Here is an 18,119-nt window from a genome sequence, read left to right on the forward strand (position 1 = left end):
TTAATCATTAATGTTATATAGGGTGTGATTAGTAAATAATATCTTGCCTATTTTACATAAGGGGGGACTTCAATGAGTAAAGTAAAAACATGGATTTGGCGCTTACTTCCAAGTATTTGTTTTGAATTTGTAGGGATAATGGAGATAATTGGCGCAAATTATTTAATAGGAATTCCATTTATAATTTTAGGATTGACTTACGCTTATATAGGTGTAAATAATTATAAAAAACAGAAGAGAATATGGGAGGAAATCGAATGAAATATGATAACTTAAATATTGATATTAAATTACCTTTAGATGGTATGGGAATTGTTTTTTATTCTGACGGGGCTGTAAAAGATATAAAAGAAGGATATAATTATTTCCAAAATGAATATAGTGAACCAGAGCAAGTAGCAAAACACGTGAAAAAAGGAGATATAGTTGGATTTTGTACTGGTTCAGGTGGAGATTATACATTAAAGTTTAGAAGTGGCTATCCTACAGAGGAAGTAGATGAATTATACCCATTGCAAATAAGATTAGCCATAGATGTTGAAGGAAATAGAATTTGTATTAAGGATTTATTTTGGCTTATGGATTGGGATTCATATTGTCCTGAAGAGCAGCAAGTAGAAATAGAGAAAGGAATATATCATATTACACTATGTACTGTTAAGCCGAAATCTGGAATTTGGGGTGATGATCAGACAATATATGTTTATTTGAATAGACTGAATGAAATGCCACAACTGGCTTGGGAAGGGGTGCCAATGTTATTTAAAGACTAATCAACTTCATTTAATATATATTTTTTTAGGAGTATATAGAACTGTTCCACTTAAATGTTGGTGAAAAAAATGTCAAATTATTGTAACTTGTACACCAACATTATTATGGAATAGTTTTATACAGACTCAGGTCTATACATTACATACCTCATTAATAAAGAATAAATTATTAAGTCCTATCAAACAATATATGTTGTAATTATATTATTTGATAAGGAGAATTGCTTATGATAACAATGGAGATTGAGGAAACTAAAAATGTTCAACGTGAAGAAATTGAGAATATTTACGGTAAAATAAGTCCATTTGAATTTAAAAATAAATTAATAAGTCTTGCAGAGGGTCAAAGAAAAAAGAGTGCTCATACCTTGCTTGATGCGGGAAGAGGAAATCCAAATTGGACAGCAGCTACACCAAGGGAAGCTTTTTTTACCTTTGGTCTTTTTGCAGTTGAAGAAACAAGAAGAGTTTGGAATGATGGTGACTTAGCTGGTATGCCGAAAAGAGACGGAATAGCTAAGCGTCTTTATGATTTTATAGAAAAGAATAATAATATGCCAGGAATAAAACTTTTAAAAGATATAATTGATTATGGAATTAAGAGAGAAGGGTTTGATCCTGATAGATGGGTGTTCGAGCTTACAGATGCAATTATAGGAGATAACTATCCTGTACCAGATAGAATGCTTACCCATATTGAAATGATTGTTCATGAATATCTTGTTCAAGAGCTTTGCTATAACAAGCCTCCTGTTGGCAGATTTAATATTTTTGCGTTGGAGGGAGCTACTGCGGCAATGTGTTATGTATTTGATACTTTAATAGCTAATGAATTATTAGCTCATGGAGATAAAATAGCACTTATGGTACCAGTTTTCACCCCTTATTTAGAAATACCACATTTGCCTCGTTATAACTTTGAAGTTGTATATGTTAATGCAACAGAGTTAACAAAGGATGGAACTCATACTTGGCAGTATCCTAAAAATGAACTTGATAAGCTTAGGGATTCTTCTATAAAGGCTTTATTTGTTGTTAATCCTAGTAATCCTCCTTCAGTTGCAATTAGGCCAGAGTCAGCAGATTATTTGGTTAATATAGTAAAAAATGATAATCCAGACTTGATGATTATTTCGGATGATGTATACAGCACCTTTGTTGACAACTTCCGTTCCTTAATGGCTGATTTACCTTATAATACAATAGGTGTATATTCTTTTTCAAAATACTTTGGTGTCACAGGGTGGAGACTTGGAACCATAGCTCTTTATGAAGAGAATGTGTTTGATAAATTACTGAAAAGACAGTCAGAGGAAGTGAAAATTGAGCTTAGACAGAGATATGGAGCACTTTCTATTGATCCTGATAATATACCTTTTATCGATAGAGTAGTGGCAGATAGTCGTCAAGTAGCACTTAACCATACAGCAGGGTTATCAACTCCACAACAGGTACAAATGGCATTTTTCTGTGCTTTTGCACTTCTTGATAAGGAAAATATATATAAGGAGCAGACAAAGAATATTTGCAGACGTAGACAAAAACTTTTGTTCAAAGGGTTAGGTCTAGATTTAAGAAGGGACCCATATGATACTGCTTATTATACTGAATTTGATTTGTTAGAATGGGCTAGCTGTTATTACGGTGCAGAATTTGGAGATTACTTGCAGAGCAATTACAAGCCAGTGGATATTTTATATAGATTAGCTGAAGATTCATCTATAGTATTGTTAAGTGGCAGTGGTTTTCAAGGACCTGAGTGGTCAATAAGAATATCACTAGCAAATCTTAATGATGAAGCATACTCAAAAATTGGAGAGGAATTACATAAAATATTGGAAGAGTATGTAGCTTCTTGGGAAAGCACAAATAAAAATAATAAATAGTTTGCAAAAGCATAAGTAAAAGTATAAATTGTATTTATATAACTTACTTATGCTTTCTTTTATTGTTTAAATTTCATTTAAATACGTACATTTCATGGAAATTAATGCTATAATTAGGATGTATATAATACATAATTAGACAAGTAGCTAATGGTAGAATAGATATAAATGTATTGTTTATATTTTTGGAGGTAAAAATGGCTGAAGTTATTGTACATGAAATGAAATATTACGGTGAAAAAGTGAGTTCGAATATAGATGTAGTTAATTATAGTGATGAATATTATAATGATTATAAAAGTATTTGTTGTGATTGTTTTAGAGAGTTAAGTATAGCCACCAATCTAGACCCAGATTTATTTTATACACAAGAGGAAATGAATAAAAAGAAATCTAATGTTTTTATTATGTTTATAGATAAAGAGATGGTAGGTTCTGTTGAGATATATGAAAATATAATAGATCACTTATTTGTTAACAAAAAATATCAAAATAAAGGATACGGAAAGAAACTCTTATTTTTTGCTATTAACAGTTTGCAAGAAGTAGGAATTGATGAAATTACTTTATATGTTGCAGACTTGAATAAAGAGGCTATTCAACTATATTTGAATAATGGATTTAAATGTACAAACACCGCAATAGAAAATTGGGGATAACGAGCATAATTTATTGTTAAATGTATTCTAAAACATATCTCTTGGTATAGGAATAATTTATAAAACATAGAGTTAGCAATGGCGTTGAATTACGTAATCAAAGAATGCGTATTAACATAACTGAGATGTACAAAAGATAGTAATAAAAAATTGAAATGGTGATTAGATGAAGTACAAATTTATATATGGAACAAAAGAAATAGAATTTACTGTTAAGCATAGCAGAAGAAAAACAATTGGAATACAGATAGTACCTACAGGTGAAGTAAGAGTTATGTGTCCTATAGGTGTTTCTGATGAAACTGTAGTCAATTTGGTTAAGAAAAAGGGTAAGTGGATAGTTGAAAAGCAAGAAGAGTTAAGTAAGATAAATGCTAGTATCATAAAACGAAGAGCTGTAAATGGAGAGTCCTATTTATATTTAGGAAAAAATTATACTTTGCAGATAAATATATGTAAGCAAGATAAAGAGGCAAGTGTAAAATTATTGAGAGGAAAGCTCATAGTTACAACTCACAATGCAGAAGAAGAGTTTATAAAATCAGCTTTGGAGAAATGGTATAGAGAAAGAGCTCTTGAAAAGATAAGTGAAAGGGTAGAATACTACACCACTTTCTTTGATAAGGAGCCTAGAAGTATAAGGGTTAAGGAACAGAAGAGAAGATGGGCAAGTTGTACTTATAGGGATGATTTATTGTTTAATTGGCGCTGTGTTATGGCTCCAATGTATATAATCGACTATGTAGTTGTTCATGAACTTTGTCATATGCCTCATAAAGATCATTCTAAGAATTTTTGGAATGCAGTGGGTAAAATTCTTCCTGATTATCAGGAGAGGAGACAATGGCTTAAGGAAAATGGCATGAGACTCGATTTGTAATAATATATATAATAAAAGCTTAGGATAGTACAAATATCCTAAGCTTAAATTTTTATGCTAAACTATTTTCTGTTTTTATTACAGTAGCATTATCTTCTGTATTTTCAATTTCTTCATGGTATTCAAGGTCAACTTCAGCTAAAGGAATAACTTTTGTCTTGTGTTTAACTTTATACCAAACATACAGTACAACGAAAAGTGGAATTCCTATATAAGAAGCTATTAGACCGTTAAAGTCTATTCCTTCTGGTTTTATACAAGAGTAACCTTGTCCTAAAATTATTATTATACACATCAATAAGGCCATTATAGGTCCTAAAGGATAAAATTTTGATTGATATTTTAAATCTTTAAGATCTTTACCTTGATAAATATAAGCTTTTCTAAATCTATAGTGGCAGATTGCAATACCTACCCAAGCTATAAATCCAGCAAGTCCAGAAGCTGCAACTAGCCAAACATAAACTGTGCTTTCTGCAAAAATACCAGTTAAGAAGCAAGCAGATGCAACTATTGTAGTTATGATTAAGGCATTTACAGGAACACCTCTTTTATTTGTTTTTGCAAATATTTTTGGGGCCATGCCTTCTTTAGCCATTGAATATAACATTCTGCTTGAAGCGTACATTCCAGAGTTACCAGCAGATAATACTGAAGTTAAAATTATTGCGTTCATAAGTGAAGCAGCTTGAGCTATACCAACTTTTTGGAATACCATTGTGAATGGGCTTGTTGAAACCCCTGCCTTAGTAAATGGTATTATAGCTCCTAAAATAATTATAGTTCCTAAGTAAAATATTAATATTCTCCAGAAGACTGATTTAATTGCCTTTGGAATAGTTTTTTCAGGATTTTCACTTTCACCAGCAGCAACTCCTATAAGTTCAGTTCCTTGGAAGGAGAAACCTGCAATTAGGAAAATAGCAAATATAGATTTTATTCCTCCATGGAAAGGGCCATCAGCTATTGTGTAGTTATGGAAGCCTACATCACTTCCAGCATTTATAACACCTAAAATCATTAAAACACCAATTAGTAAAAATACAAGAACAGTAAATACCTTTATTCCTGCAAACCAATATTCAGATTCTCCATAGGCTTTAGATGAAAGAACATTTAAGCCTACTATTATTGCAAGGAATATTATGCTCCATACAAATCCACTTACATGCGGAAACCAATATTTCATGATTAAAGATCCTGCAACCATTTCAGCTGCTATAGTTATAGCCCAGTTGTACCAATAGTTCCAACCAAGAGCAAATCCAAGAGCTGGGTCAATAAATTTAGTAGCATAGGAGCTGAAAGATCCTGAGATTGGCATATGAGTTGCCATTTCTCCTAAGCTTGTTATTAGAAAATATACCATAATGCCTATTAGGCCATAAGCAACCAGTGCACCACCAGGTCCAGCCTGATTTAGAGTGTCTCCCATAGCAAGAAAAATACCTGTTCCAATGGAGCCACCTAAAGCTATCATGTTTAAATGTCTTGCTTGTAGACCTCTTTTTAATTCATTTTTTTCGTCATTCATTGTTTGTCCTCCTTATGGGTGTAAAAAATAAAGTCCATAACACATCTGCAAATAGAAACAAGTATCATTATCTGTCACATATTGACTTGCATATTTTTGAAGATGTCTAAGCAAGTAACTAAGATATCTATATTTGAGCAATAAAAAAAATGCCATGAAAGCATATTCATGACATTATACGAAAGGTTCAATATTAAAAAATATTAAATAAACCGTACATTCTCATTGAAAATAGCTCTCCACAAAATAATTTGTGACAGTTTTATGCATATTGTACATAAAACCAGCAAATAGTTTCAAAGCAATCTACTATTCACTTCGGCGAAACATCCTTTCATATTACTTCATTGAGCTTACCTCCGTAATACTACTCTTAGGTTTCGCGCCTCTATCTCAGTTATCTACTATTTAATTACTAAGTCATTATGAATCAAAACAATGAATAAGTCAATGATAAAAATATGGCAATTCCAAATCATTATACAAAAAAGGTATTATAGGGAAATCCTATAATACCTTTAGTACCTTCTCTATATCAGCTTGAACTTTATCTGAACCAGAGTTGTCCACTACATGAATTCCTTCAACTTGAGGAATTGAAAAATCTTGACCGCTAATATACTCGTCCCAATTTTGAAGCTTCCAAATATCTCTTTCAGAGTCTCTTTCAATCATTCTTTGATGGCAAACATCTACATCACAATGAACCCAAATTTGAACTAACTCAGCATCGTACTCTTTAAGCTTTTCTTTTAGATTACTGATGTAAGCTTCATTTTTAAATTCTTTTGCAAATGGAGCATTAACCATTACATGTGTGTTGAATTGTAGAGATTCAAAAGCTACATCCATTATTGCATCATATTCAGCATTTCTAACATATTCTTTGAAAAATGCTGAATCTCTATTATAAGGCTCATTAGCCGCAGCAAATACCATCTTAGATAAAGGTATTATAGTGTCCTTGTCCAAATAAACTGGATTTGGAAGTCTTTTAGCAATCTCAGTTGATACATAAGTCTTTCCACAAGCAGGTGGAGAGCCTATAAGCATTAAATATTTCTTCATTTTTCCACGTCCTTAACTAAAAAATTACTTGGCAAATTATAGATAAGTAAAAAGCCAACATTGATAATTATATCACAATATAACAATGAATTTTAGCTTTTTTGACAAAAAAATCGAAAAAATCTTATAAAAAGTAGAACTCTACTATTCGTTTACTTACATAGAGTTAATGTAAACGTAACGTAGGTTGATATTTTCATTGAGAATGATATAATTTTCTTGGAAATAGGAGGAAAATTCTTATTTAGGAAAGAATTTAATTTGTACTTCGAATTTATTAAAGCCAATGGTATTTCTTGTTATAGCAATAATTGTAGCTATTGTTGGAATGGTTCAAAAGCAAAAGAGTGGAAGATAATTTAAGAGAAAAATATTAGTCAAAATAGTACTGAAGTTTCCTAGTAGAAATTTTAGTACTATTTTTTTAGTGAAAATTACATAAAAAAGCATAAATAGTTGAAAATAATAAATGTAAACATTATCTTGTTTTCCGAGATTATTTATACGATTATTTTTGTATAAATTACATGTAACATCCTGTATTGACATAATAAATTCTATGATATAATATGTTCATAATACGTAATTCGTCAAATAATTGGGCTAAATATTGATAATTTACTAATTTTTCAAGAGAAAGTTGGCAGTATTGATATTTGGTGAAAATTCTTATAATGCACGAACATTATATGAAATTAACCTAGTGTTTATAGTGCATAAAGTTAAACTAACATAGGGGGCTAAATTATATGAAAAGGAAAATTTCTTTATTATTAGCATTAGCGATGACAACTTCACTGATTTTAGTAAGCTGTACACCTAAATCAAAAACTAAAGTTCAAGTTGACAGCAATGTTATAAAGATTGGAGTATTTGAGCCTATGACTGGTGCAAATGCTGCTGGAGGACAACTTGAAGTAGAAGGGGTAAAACTTGCAAATAAGCTTTATCCAACAGTTCTTGGTAAAAAGGTTGAGTTAGTGTTTGCTGATAACAAATCAGATAAGGTTGAAGCAGCTAGTGCAGCATCAAATCTTGTGGAACAAGAAAAGGTAAATGCAATCATAGGAAGTTGGGGAAGTGGAAATTCTATGGCTGCAGGAGACATAGTTCAAGAAGCAAAAGTTCCAGCGGTTGGAGCTTCGTGTACAAATCCTTTAGTAACTGCAGGAAATGATTATTATTTTAGAGTTTGCTTTATTGATCCTTTTCAAGGAACAGTAATGGCAAAATATGCGGCTCAAAAATTAAAGGCTAAGAAGGTTGCACTTCTTCAAGAAGTATCTAGTGACTATTCAGTTGGTATTTGTAAATTCTTCACAGATGCTTTTGAAAAAATTACAGGGGATAAGAATGCAATTGTTGCTAAGTCAAGTTACAACACAGGGGATCAAGATTTTTCAGCTCAGCTTACAAATATAAAAGGAAAGAATCCAGATGTAATCTTTGCTCCAGGAAACTTTACGGAAGGAGCTTTAATAATTAAGCAAGCTAGACAATTAGGAATCACAACTCCAATAATAGGTGGGGATACTTGGGAAACACCTGAGTTTACTGAAATAGGAGGATCAGCAGTGGAAGGTACAGTATTTTCAACTTTCTTTGCTAGTGAAACACCTATAACCAAAGAATCTAAGACATTCCTAGATGCTTATAGAAAAGAATATAATAAGGAACCATCAGCAGTTACTGCATTGTCTTATGATGCTTACTTAGTTATATTAGATGCAATAAAAAGAGCAAATTCTACAGATCCAGTAAAGATAAGAGATGAAATTGCTAAAACTAAAAATTATCCTGGTGCTGCAGGAGTTATTACTATAGATGAAAATAATAACGCAGTAAAGGATGCAGTATTAAAGGTAGTTAAGAATGGAAAGTTTACTTATCTTGATACAATAAAACCAGAATAAGATATCTAAAAATAAATTAGGGGGAGAGAACATGACTTTTAGTATATTTATGCAACATTTAACAAATGGAATTTCTCTGGGAAGTTTATATGCTCTTATTGCTATAGGATACACTATGGTTTATGGAATATTAAAGCTTATAAATTTTGCCCATGGTGATATATTTATGATGGCAGCCTACTTTGCATTCTTTGGAGTAGCAACCTTCCATCTTCCTTGGTACTTTGCCTTTATTATAGCCATAGCATTAACAGGGGTTCTTGGTGTATCTATTGAATTTACAGCCTATAGACCTCTTAGAAATGCACCCAAGATTTCTATATTGATTTCTGCTATTGGTGTTTCGTTTTTACTTGAAAATTTAGCAGTAGTTTTATTTGGTGGAAGACCAAAGGCCTTCCCAACACCAAAGATACTTACTGATGGAATTGTTATTGGCGGAGTTTCAATTCAAAATCTTACATTTATAATTCCTTTAGTAACAGCATTATTATTATTTGGACTATTACATTTAGTTAATAATACAAATATAGGTATGGCAATGAGAGCAGTATCAAAGGACGTTGAAACTGCTAGGCTTATGGGAATAAAAGTTAACAGAGTAATATCTTTTACTTTTGCTATAGGTTCAATGTTAGCAGCTGTAGGAGCTATGATGTGGTCAGCTAAATATCCGCAAATAGTTGCACTTATGGGAATGATCCCAGGATTAAAGTGCTTTATAGCAGCTGTTATAGGCGGTATCGGTGATATTAAAGGGGCAGTTATTGGGGGCTTTATTCTTGGAATTGGGGAAATTATGTTAGTAGCTTTCTTACCAGGATTAACAGGTTACAGAGATGCCTTTGCCTTCGTACTTTTAATTGTAATATTGTTATTTAAGCCTACAGGAATAATGGGCAAAAATCTAACAGAGAAGGTGTAATAGATATGAAAGCGAAAAATAAATTTTTAAATATAGCTCTTATTGCAGTTGTATTTTTACTATTATTAGCTGCAAATTACTACTTTGATTCATATAGAATAAGAATTTTAAATCTATGTGCGATATATACAATTCTTGGACTTAGTTTAAATTTAATTAATGGTTTTACAGGATTATTCTCTTTAGGACATGCTGGATTTATAGCTATAGGTGCTTATACAACTGCACTTCTTACAATGTCTACAAAGGTAAAAAATCAAAATTTCTTTATGGAGCCATTAATTGCTCCATTAAATAATATCCAATTACCTTTCGTGGTGGCATTGGTAATAGCAGGGCTTGTAGCTGCATTAATAGCCTTTTTAATCGGAGCTCCAGCTTTAAGACTTAAAGGAGACTATCTAGCTATAGCAACCTTAGGTTTTGCAGAAATAATAAGAATAATTTTAAATAATGTTCAAAATGTAACTAACGGTGCCTTAGGACTAAGAGGAATTCCTCATAATACAAATTTATATTGGACCTTTGGAATTGCAATTGTAACTATAATAGTTCTTGTGTCTTTAATTAATAGTTCTTACGGAAGAGCTTTAAAGGCAATAAGAGAAGACGAAATTGCAGCTGAAAGTATGGGAATAAGTTTATTTAAACATAAGGTTATATCTTTTATTGTTGGTGCTTTTTTTGCAGGAATAGGTGGAGGACTTTTGGGAAGCTTAATGGGAACTATAGATCCGAATATGTTTAAGTTTGTTCTTACATTTAATATAATTCTTATAATTGTAATTGGAGGTATGGGAAGTATTACTGGGACAATTATCTCAGCTTTCTTTGTAACAATTTTAGGAGAAGTATTAAGATTTTTAGATATGGAAAAACCAATTGATTTGTTTTTATTCAAATTTACAGGAATATCTGGACTTAGAATGGTAGTTTTTTCAGTTTTACTTATGATTATAGTATTATTCTTTAGAAATGGAATTATGGGGACAAAGGAGATTACTTGGAAATCTCTATTTGGAATTTTTAATAAAAAACCTCTAAAGCACGGGGAGGAATAGAATATGGCACTATTGAATGTAGAAAATGCAACTATGCAATTTGGAGGTCTTACTGCAGTTAAAGACTTTAATCTTAAGATTAATCAAGGCGAAGTTGTTTCATTAATTGGACCAAATGGAGCTGGTAAAACTACAGCTTTTAACATGATAACCAATGTGTATACTCCAACCAAGGGAAAGATAATCTTTAATGATATAGATGTTACTGGAATGAGGCAAGACCTTATAACAAAAACAGGTATAGCAAGAACCTTTCAAAATATAAGACTATTCAAGGATTTAAGCGTGCTTGATAATGTATTAATTGCAAATCATGTTCACATTAAGTCTAATTTTCTAGAGGCTATACTTAAGTTACCAAAGTACAGAAGAGAAGAAAAAGAAATGGTTAAAAAATCTCTTGATTTACTTGGAGAATTAGGCTTGGAGGATTTAAAGGATGAAAAGGCAAGTTCACTGCCATATGGTAAGCAAAGAAAGCTTGAAATAGCAAGAGCGCTTGCAACAAATCCAAAGCTTCTTCTTCTTGATGAACCAGCAGCAGGTATGAATCCTACTGAAACAGATGAACTTACTGCTTTTATTAAAGAAATAAAGGATAAGTTTGATTTGAGTATATTCATGATAGAGCATCATATGAATATGGTTATGAGTTTATCTGATAGAATTCAAGTTTTTGAATATGGCATTACTATAGCTGAAGGTACGCCTTCTGAAATTCAAAATGATAAGAAGGTTATTGATGCATATTTGGGGGTAACTGAAGATGATTAAGATAGATAATTTAGTAGTGTCCTACGGTGGAATTGAAGCTTTAAAGGGTATAAGCTTAGAAGTACCAAAAGGCAAGATAGTAACTTTAGTTGGTGCTAATGGGGCTGGAAAGAGTACTACATTAAAATCCATAGTGGGACTTGTTAAACCTAAGAGTGGTACCATAAATTATGAAGGTATAGATTTAATAAAATTAAGTACTGAAAGCATGGTAAGCAAGGGAATAGCTTTGGTTCCAGAAGGTAGAAGAGTTTTTGCAGACCTTACAGTACTTGAAAACTTAAAGATAGGTGCTTATACAAGAAAGGATGCAAAGGGAATAGCAGAAGATTTAGAAAAGATATACACTTTGTTTCCAAGATTAAAGGAAAGAACTTGGCAGGCAGCAGGTACTCTTTCAGGTGGAGAGCAGCAAATGCTTGCTATAGGAAGAGCGCTTATGTCAAGACCTAAGTTAATAATGATGGATGAACCTTCCTTAGGACTTGCACCTATAATAGTAAAAGAGTTGTTTGGAATTATTAAAAAGATAAATGAAGAAGGCATGACAGTTTTATTAATAGAACAAAATGCTAATGCAGCTCTAAAAATAGCTGATATAGGCTATATAATGGAAACTGGAAAAATAACTTTAACAGGTTCAGGTAAAGAACTTCTAAACAATGATGAGATTAAGAAGGCTTATCTTGGTGAACAATTATAAAAATAGATATGAATATAAATATAGTGAGAAAATAGGTGCTTATTGCACCTTATTTTTTTGCAATAATTGCCTCTGCATTAGTTTAGTGAACAAAAATTATATGGTATTAATGCTAAAAGTTGCAAACTTTTTGTCTGTAACAAATTTTATATATGATTATAATAAATCTTGTGGTTAAGAACTGGATTAAAAGCATAGATAGTGAATATTTATAAATAGGTAATTTAGAGGAGGGCACAATTATGATAAAGATGTCAGTGCATAGAGGTTTAAGCGAATTAAAAATGTTAGATAAAAGAATTGCAAGAAGTATTAAAGAGACAAAGTTTGTAGGAAGCAAGAAAAAATCTGCTACAAATGTGCATGATACAACTTCAACCAAAGAAAAATTTGTTGAGAGTGTTAAGAGTGAATATCAATCAATTAATGATCTAATTAATAGAAGAACTAAAATAAAGAGATTAATAGTATTATCAAATGCTAAGACCATAGTTACTGTTGGAGGTAAGGAGTATACTGTAGCAGAAGCAATTGAAAATAAGAAGATTATAGAAAATAAAAAAGATTTGTTAAATCAATTAATAGCTCAATATAATCTCAACATGGCAAATGTAAATAGAAAGAATGCAGAAGTAGAGATAAATATTAATCAGCAGATTGAAATTATATTAGGATCTGATAAACAAAATAAGTCTTCAGGAGTGGATGGCTTCATTAATCAGTATAAGGAGCAAAATGAATGGGAGCTGGTTGATGGGCTTGAGATTGAGAAAGAAATAAAAAAACTTCAGTTAGAAATTGAAGATTTTGAAAATAACATTGATTTTGTACTTAGTGAGTCTAATGCCACAACATTTATAGAAGTTGAGGATTAAGGGAAGCTAGTATATAAAAGTTACTAAAATAATATAAATTGCAAATTATATGAAATTTTATAAATTCTACATTCCCTTGATTTATGGGTTAATAAATCTCTTAGGTTTTATTTATGGATTGGAAAAGAAAAGTTCAAAGTTCAAGGATTAAAGATTAAACCTTAAAGATTACAGTTCTTTAGTTGTCAAAGAATAAATAATAAAGATAAAGAATCTTTAAAATCTTTGGGTAATGGTCACGAGAGTTAATGTAGAGTATCTTTTAAATACCACAAAGCAGTATGGTTTGCAATTAAATTTATTATTGATGATAATGTGATGATATGAGTATTTTATGGTGCAACTCCATAAATCATCTCTAATATTTATGAACTAAAACTCAATACATTTATTTTAATTAAGGAGTTAATTATTATGGAGATTAAGGGAAAATATAATACTGCAAAAGTATTTACCGATAATATAGAAAAAGAAGCAGTAGATCAAATAATAGAATTGTGTAATCAGTCTTTTACTGAAGGATGTAAAGTAAGAATAATGCCAGACACACATAAAGGAGCAAGTTGTGTTATAGGTTTTACAGCAGATTTAGGAGATAAGGTTATTCCTAACATTGTAGGTGTAGATATTGGATGTGGAATGTTAACGGTAAACTTAGGAAAAGTTCAAATAGATCTAGAAAAGTTAGATAACATTATTCATCAACATGTTCCATCAGGAATGAATGTTCATGAAGGAAGAATGGTTAAGTTTCCTGAATTACAAAATTTAAAGTGTTATAGGAATCTAAAAAAAACTAAGAGAATTGAAAGAAGTATTGGTACCTTAGGTGGAGGAAATCACTTCATAGAGATTAATGAAGGAAGTGATGGGACAAAATATCTTGTTATACATTCTGGAAGCAGAAATTTAGGCACACAGGTAGCAGATATGTATCAAAACTTAGCAATTGATTTGTGCAGTGGAAAAGAAGATTATTTTATAAAACGAGACAAAATAATTGAAGAATATAAGAAAGAAGGACGTAGAAAAGAGATACAAGGTGCTTTACTTGCGTTGAAGAGACTATATGATGAGTTAAAGCCAAGTTATGCTAAAGAATTATGCTTTCTAAGTGGAAAATATAAAGAAGATTATTTGTATGATATGGATATTTGCCAACAGTATGCTACTTTAAATAGAAATACAATGGCAGATATAATATTAAAAAGGTTGTTGAATAAAGGATTTGAAGAATTTGAATCATTTTCTACAATTCATAATTATATAAACTTCAAAGATAACATTATTAGAAAGGGAAGTGTTTCAGCTTATAAAGGTGAAAAATTATTAATTCCATTAAATATGAGGGATGGCAGCATACTTGCTATAGGAAAAGGAAATGAAGACTGGAATTATTCAGCACCTCATGGAGCAGGACGTGTTATGAGTAGAACTAAGGCTAAAGAGAAGGTTTGTTTAGAAGAATTCAAAGCGTCCATGGAAGGTGTTTATACTACATCAGTTTCAGAAAATACGATTGATGAGGCACCGATGGTTTATAAGCCAAAAGAAGAAATAATTAATAATATTTTAGAAACAGTTGATATCATAGAAATAATTAAACCAATTTATAATTTTAAGGCTCAAGCATAAATTTGGATTTAAGATAAGTGAATATAAGATATATATTGTTCCCATGAATACTTCATCATTCATATATGGTGAAGTATTCATGGGAACAATAATATTAAATCCTAAGGTTTAATCAAGATAATTATATGTTATAATATGGAGTAACTTTTCTATGATGCATAACTGGAAGGGGTGTTATTAATGTTCCCAGATTTTATTAAACACTATGATTTAATTCGTTCAATTTTAAGAGATATTTTTTTATATGGATGCTTTTCAAGAAGCGATTTGGAAAGTAAAAATCATGGGAGTTCCAGAAAAGTTAGCTATGAAATGAGAAGAATTAGGCAGTATATAGCAAAAGATTTTGTAAAGGTAGATAAGGATGGAAAAAATAAACTTTTGAATTTAAGTTATGATTCTATTTCCAATACTAAAAATTTTTTGATTGATACATACCTAAGCAAAAGCTTTACTCAAACAGATGTTATCCTATATTACTATATTTTATTAATTTTAAATTATTTTGATGAACCAATGACTTTTTCTGAAATTGAAAATGAGCTGGTAAATAGAGGACTTATAAATTATGATAACATAAGCAGTAAAACTATAGAAAGAAAACTTAGTGAAATGGCTAATTCTATGGAAATAGTGTCATTTCAAAAAATAGGAAGAGTAAAGGAATATTATATTTCTGAAGATATATTAAAGGAATTAGATGCTGAGGAGTTAGAAAAACTTTATTATGTAGTGCATCTATTTAAGAATATTGTTTTTCCTAATATAAGTGGTTATTACTTTTATGATACATTAAAAGATTATATGGAATTTGAGAGGCATATTAAGGTTGCTGATAATGACTGTTTTCAATATAAAAATTTACACTTTCACCCTGTTATAGATGAAGAATTACTATTAAGAATTATGAATGCAATTGAGGGTAGATATGAAATAATTCTTAAAGCTAAGTCTAAAACAATTAGAGTTAAGCATCATAATGATGAAATTATTAAGCCATTTAAACTTAGATATGATATTGAATGTGGTAGGTTTTATCTGATTGGATTTAATAACAGTGGTAGATGTATAAGTATTAGAATTGATAGAAGAGATGAGGTAGAGATTTTAAAGACAAAGTTCAATTATGAGGAGTATGAAGACAAATATAGATTTTCTATGAAGAATAGTTTTTCAAGTGTGCCACATAACAACAATGATCCTTATGAAATAGTGAAGTTTAAAGTTAATATAAATTCTCAGCAGGAGTATTATATTGTTGAAAAAATTAAAGGAGAATTGTTAGAATGCATAATTCAAAAAATAAGTGATACGGAGTATCTGATAACCAAAGAAGTAAATTCTCCTATAGAAATGATTCCGTGGATTCGTAAATATGCTGGATATTTAAAGGTTATTGCTCCTAGTTGGTTGAGTAAGAGAATAAAAAATGATTGGGAGGATATGTTGAGGAGTTATGGAGTTATTTCATGAGTACAAAAATAAATATTTTCATTTTATATTTAGAATCTTGAATTTAGCCAATACTGGCATTAGTGAAGAGGAAATTATTAAACTTGTAGATAAAGAAGAATATGAAGAAAAAGCAATAGGTAAAGACTTTAGAACTTTTGAAGGAATGTTAACAAATGAATACAATCCTGAGAGCAACTTAAATCTATTAAAAAGGATCGATAATAAGTTCTATGCTGTAATAAATGAAGAAGATAAATTACCCCTTAAAGTTAGATTTTCAAAGGTTGAAAAAGAATGGCTTAATGGATTAATTAAGGAGCCTATAGTACAAGTTCTCCTCGGCAGAGAGATTGTAAGTAAATTAGAAAAGGCATTAATAAATATAAATGAAGGAAATAATAATATAATAGAATTTACTAATAAAATAAAAAGAAACTTCGGGTACGACTATGACAATGTAGCTAATGTCTTTTTTACTATTTTACAAGGAATAATAAAAGAAACACCAATTAGATATACGAATGTTGATAAGTATGGCAATGAATATATAGATAAATTGGCACTTCCAATAAGGATTGAGTATTCCATAAAGGATGACGTTCTTAGGGCATCATTATATTCAATAGAAGATAATAGAAGTGTGTTGGTAAACTTACATACATTACGAGAGGTTAAAATAGATGAAGATACAAAATTAGAGATAAATAGAGAGCAGATATTGAAAAAATTACGGGAAAGCAAATATTGTGATACTCCAATCACGTTGGAACTTCAAGATACAAGAGGTGTTGTTGAAAGATGCTTTATGAGCTTCTCATCCTTTGAAAGAACTTCTAGGGAGCTAGATAAAGGTAAGTATGAAATGGATATTTATTATTACACATTCGATGAAAGTGAAGTAATAAATAAGATATTGTCTCTTGGACCATATGTTAAGGTGAAATCACCAGAAAGAGTTAAAAATATTTTAATCGATAGAATTAAAAAAGCTTATGAATAGAAATAGATAAGCAGCAAAAATTTTTATTGAATATAAAATTAGAAAAGAAGCGTAGGATATTATCCTACGCTATAATTATTTCTAATCTAGAAAAACGTCTAGATACGATGAACATTACATTTTCTAATTCTTCTCATTCTCTTTATTTTTGCAAATGAATTCATTTCAGGTAAGTTTCTATATTCCTCTGGAATGTCATCTACGTTCTTTTCTTCATTATAGTCATAAACTAATAAAGATATAATTAAAGCTGAAATTATTATAAATAACATAATTCCTTCACACTCCTTCTTTATGTTGATTTTATTATATTAATAATTCCGATAAGAGTAAAGAAACCGAAATTATTAATATAGTAAAATATCCCTACGTAATTTTTCAAAAAAATAATAATGTAAAAAAATTCATGAATAATAAAGTAAAAAAGTTATGTTCAAATGATATTTGTACAATAATTGCATAAAAACCTGCAAATAATCAGAAAAAATTATGCAATAATATGAATATTTTATTATCAATTTCAATATAAATTAACTCTGAATATTAAAAAAATCACATTGAGTATATACTTGAAAACTTAAAAGTTGCCTTACAAGTTATATCATATGCTGATTTTAGATATAGGACACTAAAATTTATGAAACTGATTAATTTTATAAAAAGGATGGATAACATTAATTTATTAAAATATGAATTTTTTTATTCTCAATATATACATTTATGCAATTTTTAAATCAAAAAAGCAACACATATATATTATTTACCACTATTTTGAATAATATACAAAAGTCTAAGAAACAGTTATATACTCTTTAAAGCACAAAAGTTTAATGATACTAGAAATTGAACATTATATACAATAATTGAATAATATTCGAGGATAATACTTAAAATAATATTTGATTAGTAATAAAAGAGATAGCTAGATATTTTACACATATTTAATAGAAACTAAATTTACTATCTTATGGTTGTAGT

Annotated in this window: 17 protein-coding genes and 1 riboswitch; of the genes, 14 read left to right on the top strand and 3 right to left on the bottom strand. The window is 30.1% G+C overall.

Annotated elements, in window-relative coordinates; genetic code table 11:
- Positions 1-72: 72 nt before the first annotated feature.
- The 5 genes from OCU47_RS06180 (at position 73) to OCU47_RS06200 (ending at position 4,198) form a co-directional block, all read left to right on the top strand.
- Positions 73-261 (top strand): hypothetical protein, encoded by a 189-nt coding sequence (locus OCU47_RS06180; protein ID WP_261827723.1) that lies wholly within the window; start codon positions 73-75, stop codon positions 259-261.
- Positions 258-773, top strand: coding sequence for a hypothetical protein (locus OCU47_RS06185; RefSeq protein WP_261827724.1), 516 nt, complete (start codon positions 258-260; stop codon positions 771-773). Before OCU47_RS06180 ends, OCU47_RS06185 begins: the two co-directional genes overlap by 4 nt.
- Before the next feature lie 227 nt (positions 774-1,000).
- The gene (gene aspD / locus OCU47_RS06190) at positions 1,001-2,659 is read left to right on the top strand and encodes an aspartate 4-decarboxylase (RefSeq protein ID WP_261827725.1); all 1,659 of its coding nucleotides are present in this window, start codon (positions 1,001-1,003) and stop codon (positions 2,657-2,659) included.
- A 197-nt stretch (positions 2,660-2,856) separates the two neighbouring features.
- Positions 2,857-3,318, top strand: coding sequence for a GNAT family N-acetyltransferase (locus OCU47_RS06195; RefSeq protein ID WP_261827726.1), 462 nt, complete (start codon positions 2,857-2,859; stop codon positions 3,316-3,318).
- A 166-nt stretch (positions 3,319-3,484) separates the two neighbouring features.
- Positions 3,485-4,198: a M48 family metallopeptidase gene (locus tag OCU47_RS06200; RefSeq protein WP_261827727.1), complete on the top strand. Its 714-nt coding sequence runs from the start codon at positions 3,485-3,487 to the stop codon at positions 4,196-4,198.
- A gap of 52 nt (positions 4,199-4,250) precedes the next feature.
- On the opposite strand, the gene OCU47_RS06205 is transcribed toward OCU47_RS06200, so the two are convergent.
- The gene (locus OCU47_RS06205) at positions 4,251-5,732 is read right to left on the bottom strand and encodes an amino acid permease (RefSeq protein WP_261827728.1); all 1,482 of its coding nucleotides are present in this window, start codon (positions 5,730-5,732) and stop codon (positions 4,251-4,253) included.
- Between the two features lie 224 nt (positions 5,733-5,956).
- A riboswitch (Lysine riboswitch) is annotated at positions 5,957-6,131 on the bottom strand.
- A gap of 108 nt (positions 6,132-6,239) precedes the next feature.
- Positions 6,240-6,800: a P-loop nucleotide/nucleoside kinase family protein gene (locus OCU47_RS06210; protein WP_261827729.1), complete on the bottom strand. Its 561-nt coding sequence runs from the start codon at positions 6,798-6,800 to the stop codon at positions 6,240-6,242.
- Positions 6,801-7,549: 749 nt separating this feature from the next.
- On the opposite strand from OCU47_RS06210, the gene OCU47_RS06215 reads away from it, so the two are divergent.
- From OCU47_RS06215 to OCU47_RS06255, 9 genes are all read left to right on the top strand, one after another.
- Positions 7,550-8,713 carry an ABC transporter substrate-binding protein gene (locus OCU47_RS06215; RefSeq protein WP_261827730.1) on the top strand — a complete coding sequence of 388 codons (1,164 nt, stop codon included), beginning with the start codon at positions 7,550-7,552 and terminating at the stop codon, positions 8,711-8,713.
- A gap of 31 nt (positions 8,714-8,744) precedes the next feature.
- Entirely contained in the window at positions 8,745-9,638 is an 894-nt protein-coding gene (locus OCU47_RS06220) for a branched-chain amino acid ABC transporter permease (protein ID WP_261827731.1), read from the top strand.
- Between the two features lie 5 nt (positions 9,639-9,643).
- Positions 9,644-10,699, top strand: a complete 1,056-nt coding sequence (locus OCU47_RS06225; RefSeq protein ID WP_261827732.1) for a branched-chain amino acid ABC transporter permease — start codon at positions 9,644-9,646, stop codon at positions 10,697-10,699.
- Between the two features lie 3 nt (positions 10,700-10,702).
- The gene (locus tag OCU47_RS06230; RefSeq protein WP_261827733.1) at positions 10,703-11,473 is read left to right on the top strand and encodes an ABC transporter ATP-binding protein; all 771 of its coding nucleotides are present in this window, start codon (positions 10,703-10,705) and stop codon (positions 11,471-11,473) included.
- A complete protein-coding gene (locus OCU47_RS06235) occupies positions 11,466-12,176 on the top strand; it encodes an ABC transporter ATP-binding protein (RefSeq protein WP_261827734.1) in 711 nt (236 codons plus the stop codon). Before OCU47_RS06230 ends, OCU47_RS06235 begins: the two co-directional genes overlap by 8 nt.
- Before the next feature lie 242 nt (positions 12,177-12,418).
- Positions 12,419-13,051, top strand: coding sequence for a hypothetical protein (locus OCU47_RS06240; protein ID WP_261827735.1), 633 nt, complete (start codon positions 12,419-12,421; stop codon positions 13,049-13,051).
- Between the two features lie 411 nt (positions 13,052-13,462).
- Complete coding sequence (locus OCU47_RS06245; RefSeq protein WP_261830591.1) at positions 13,463-14,686, top strand: RtcB family protein; 1,224 nt, start codon at positions 13,463-13,465, stop codon at positions 14,684-14,686.
- 180 nt (positions 14,687-14,866) lie between these two features.
- Positions 14,867-16,159 (top strand): helix-turn-helix transcriptional regulator, encoded by a 1,293-nt coding sequence (locus OCU47_RS06250; protein ID WP_261827736.1) that lies wholly within the window; start codon positions 14,867-14,869, stop codon positions 16,157-16,159.
- On the top strand, positions 16,143-17,141 hold the full coding sequence (locus tag OCU47_RS06255; RefSeq protein ID WP_261827737.1) for a WYL domain-containing protein: 999 nt from the start codon (positions 16,143-16,145) through the stop codon (positions 17,139-17,141). The genes OCU47_RS06250 and OCU47_RS06255 overlap by 17 nt, the downstream gene beginning before the upstream one ends.
- Positions 17,142-17,239: 98 nt before the next feature.
- On the opposite strand, the gene OCU47_RS06260 is transcribed toward OCU47_RS06255, so the two are convergent.
- Positions 17,240-17,413 carry a hypothetical protein gene (locus OCU47_RS06260; protein WP_261827738.1) on the bottom strand — a complete coding sequence of 58 codons (174 nt, stop codon included), beginning with the start codon at positions 17,411-17,413 and terminating at the stop codon, positions 17,240-17,242.
- Positions 17,414-18,119 lie beyond the last annotated feature (706 nt).

The sequence above is a fragment of the Clostridium sp. TW13 genome, assembly GCF_024345225.1.
In the GTDB taxonomy this organism is placed as follows: domain Bacteria; phylum Bacillota; class Clostridia; order Clostridiales; family Clostridiaceae; genus Inconstantimicrobium; species Inconstantimicrobium mannanitabidum.

What these genes read in the sequence shown, in the direction of transcription:
- OCU47_RS06255 (WP_261827737.1), top strand. Translation starts at nt 16,143, where the DNA reads ATGGAGTTATTTCATGAGTACAAAAATAAATATTTTCATTTTATATTT.
- OCU47_RS06225 (WP_261827732.1), top strand. Translation starts at nt 9,644, where the DNA reads ATGAAAGCGAAAAATAAATTTTTAAATATAGCTCTTATTGCAGTTGTA.
- OCU47_RS06185 (WP_261827724.1), top strand. Translation starts at nt 258, where the DNA reads ATGAAATATGATAACTTAAATATTGATATTAAATTACCTTTAGATGGT.
- OCU47_RS06180 (WP_261827723.1), top strand. Translation starts at nt 73, where the DNA reads ATGAGTAAAGTAAAAACATGGATTTGGCGCTTACTTCCAAGTATTTGT.
- aspD (WP_261827725.1), top strand. Translation starts at nt 1,001, where the DNA reads ATGATAACAATGGAGATTGAGGAAACTAAAAATGTTCAACGTGAAGAA.
- OCU47_RS06210 (WP_261827729.1), bottom strand. Translation starts at nt 6,800, where the DNA reads ATGAAGAAATATTTAATGCTTATAGGCTCTCCACCTGCTTGTGGAAAG.
- OCU47_RS06260 (WP_261827738.1), bottom strand. Translation starts at nt 17,413, where the DNA reads ATGTTATTTATAATAATTTCAGCTTTAATTATATCTTTATTAGTTTAT.
- OCU47_RS06205 (WP_261827728.1), bottom strand. Translation starts at nt 5,732, where the DNA reads ATGAATGACGAAAAAAATGAATTAAAAAGAGGTCTACAAGCAAGACAT.
- OCU47_RS06230 (WP_261827733.1), top strand. Translation starts at nt 10,703, where the DNA reads ATGGCACTATTGAATGTAGAAAATGCAACTATGCAATTTGGAGGTCTT.
- OCU47_RS06200 (WP_261827727.1), top strand. Translation starts at nt 3,485, where the DNA reads ATGAAGTACAAATTTATATATGGAACAAAAGAAATAGAATTTACTGTT.
- OCU47_RS06235 (WP_261827734.1), top strand. Translation starts at nt 11,466, where the DNA reads ATGATTAAGATAGATAATTTAGTAGTGTCCTACGGTGGAATTGAAGCT.
- OCU47_RS06215 (WP_261827730.1), top strand. Translation starts at nt 7,550, where the DNA reads ATGAAAAGGAAAATTTCTTTATTATTAGCATTAGCGATGACAACTTCA.
- OCU47_RS06250 (WP_261827736.1), top strand. Translation starts at nt 14,867, where the DNA reads ATGTTCCCAGATTTTATTAAACACTATGATTTAATTCGTTCAATTTTA.
- OCU47_RS06220 (WP_261827731.1), top strand. Translation starts at nt 8,745, where the DNA reads ATGACTTTTAGTATATTTATGCAACATTTAACAAATGGAATTTCTCTG.
- OCU47_RS06195 (WP_261827726.1), top strand. Translation starts at nt 2,857, where the DNA reads ATGGCTGAAGTTATTGTACATGAAATGAAATATTACGGTGAAAAAGTG.
- OCU47_RS06240 (WP_261827735.1), top strand. Translation starts at nt 12,419, where the DNA reads ATGATAAAGATGTCAGTGCATAGAGGTTTAAGCGAATTAAAAATGTTA.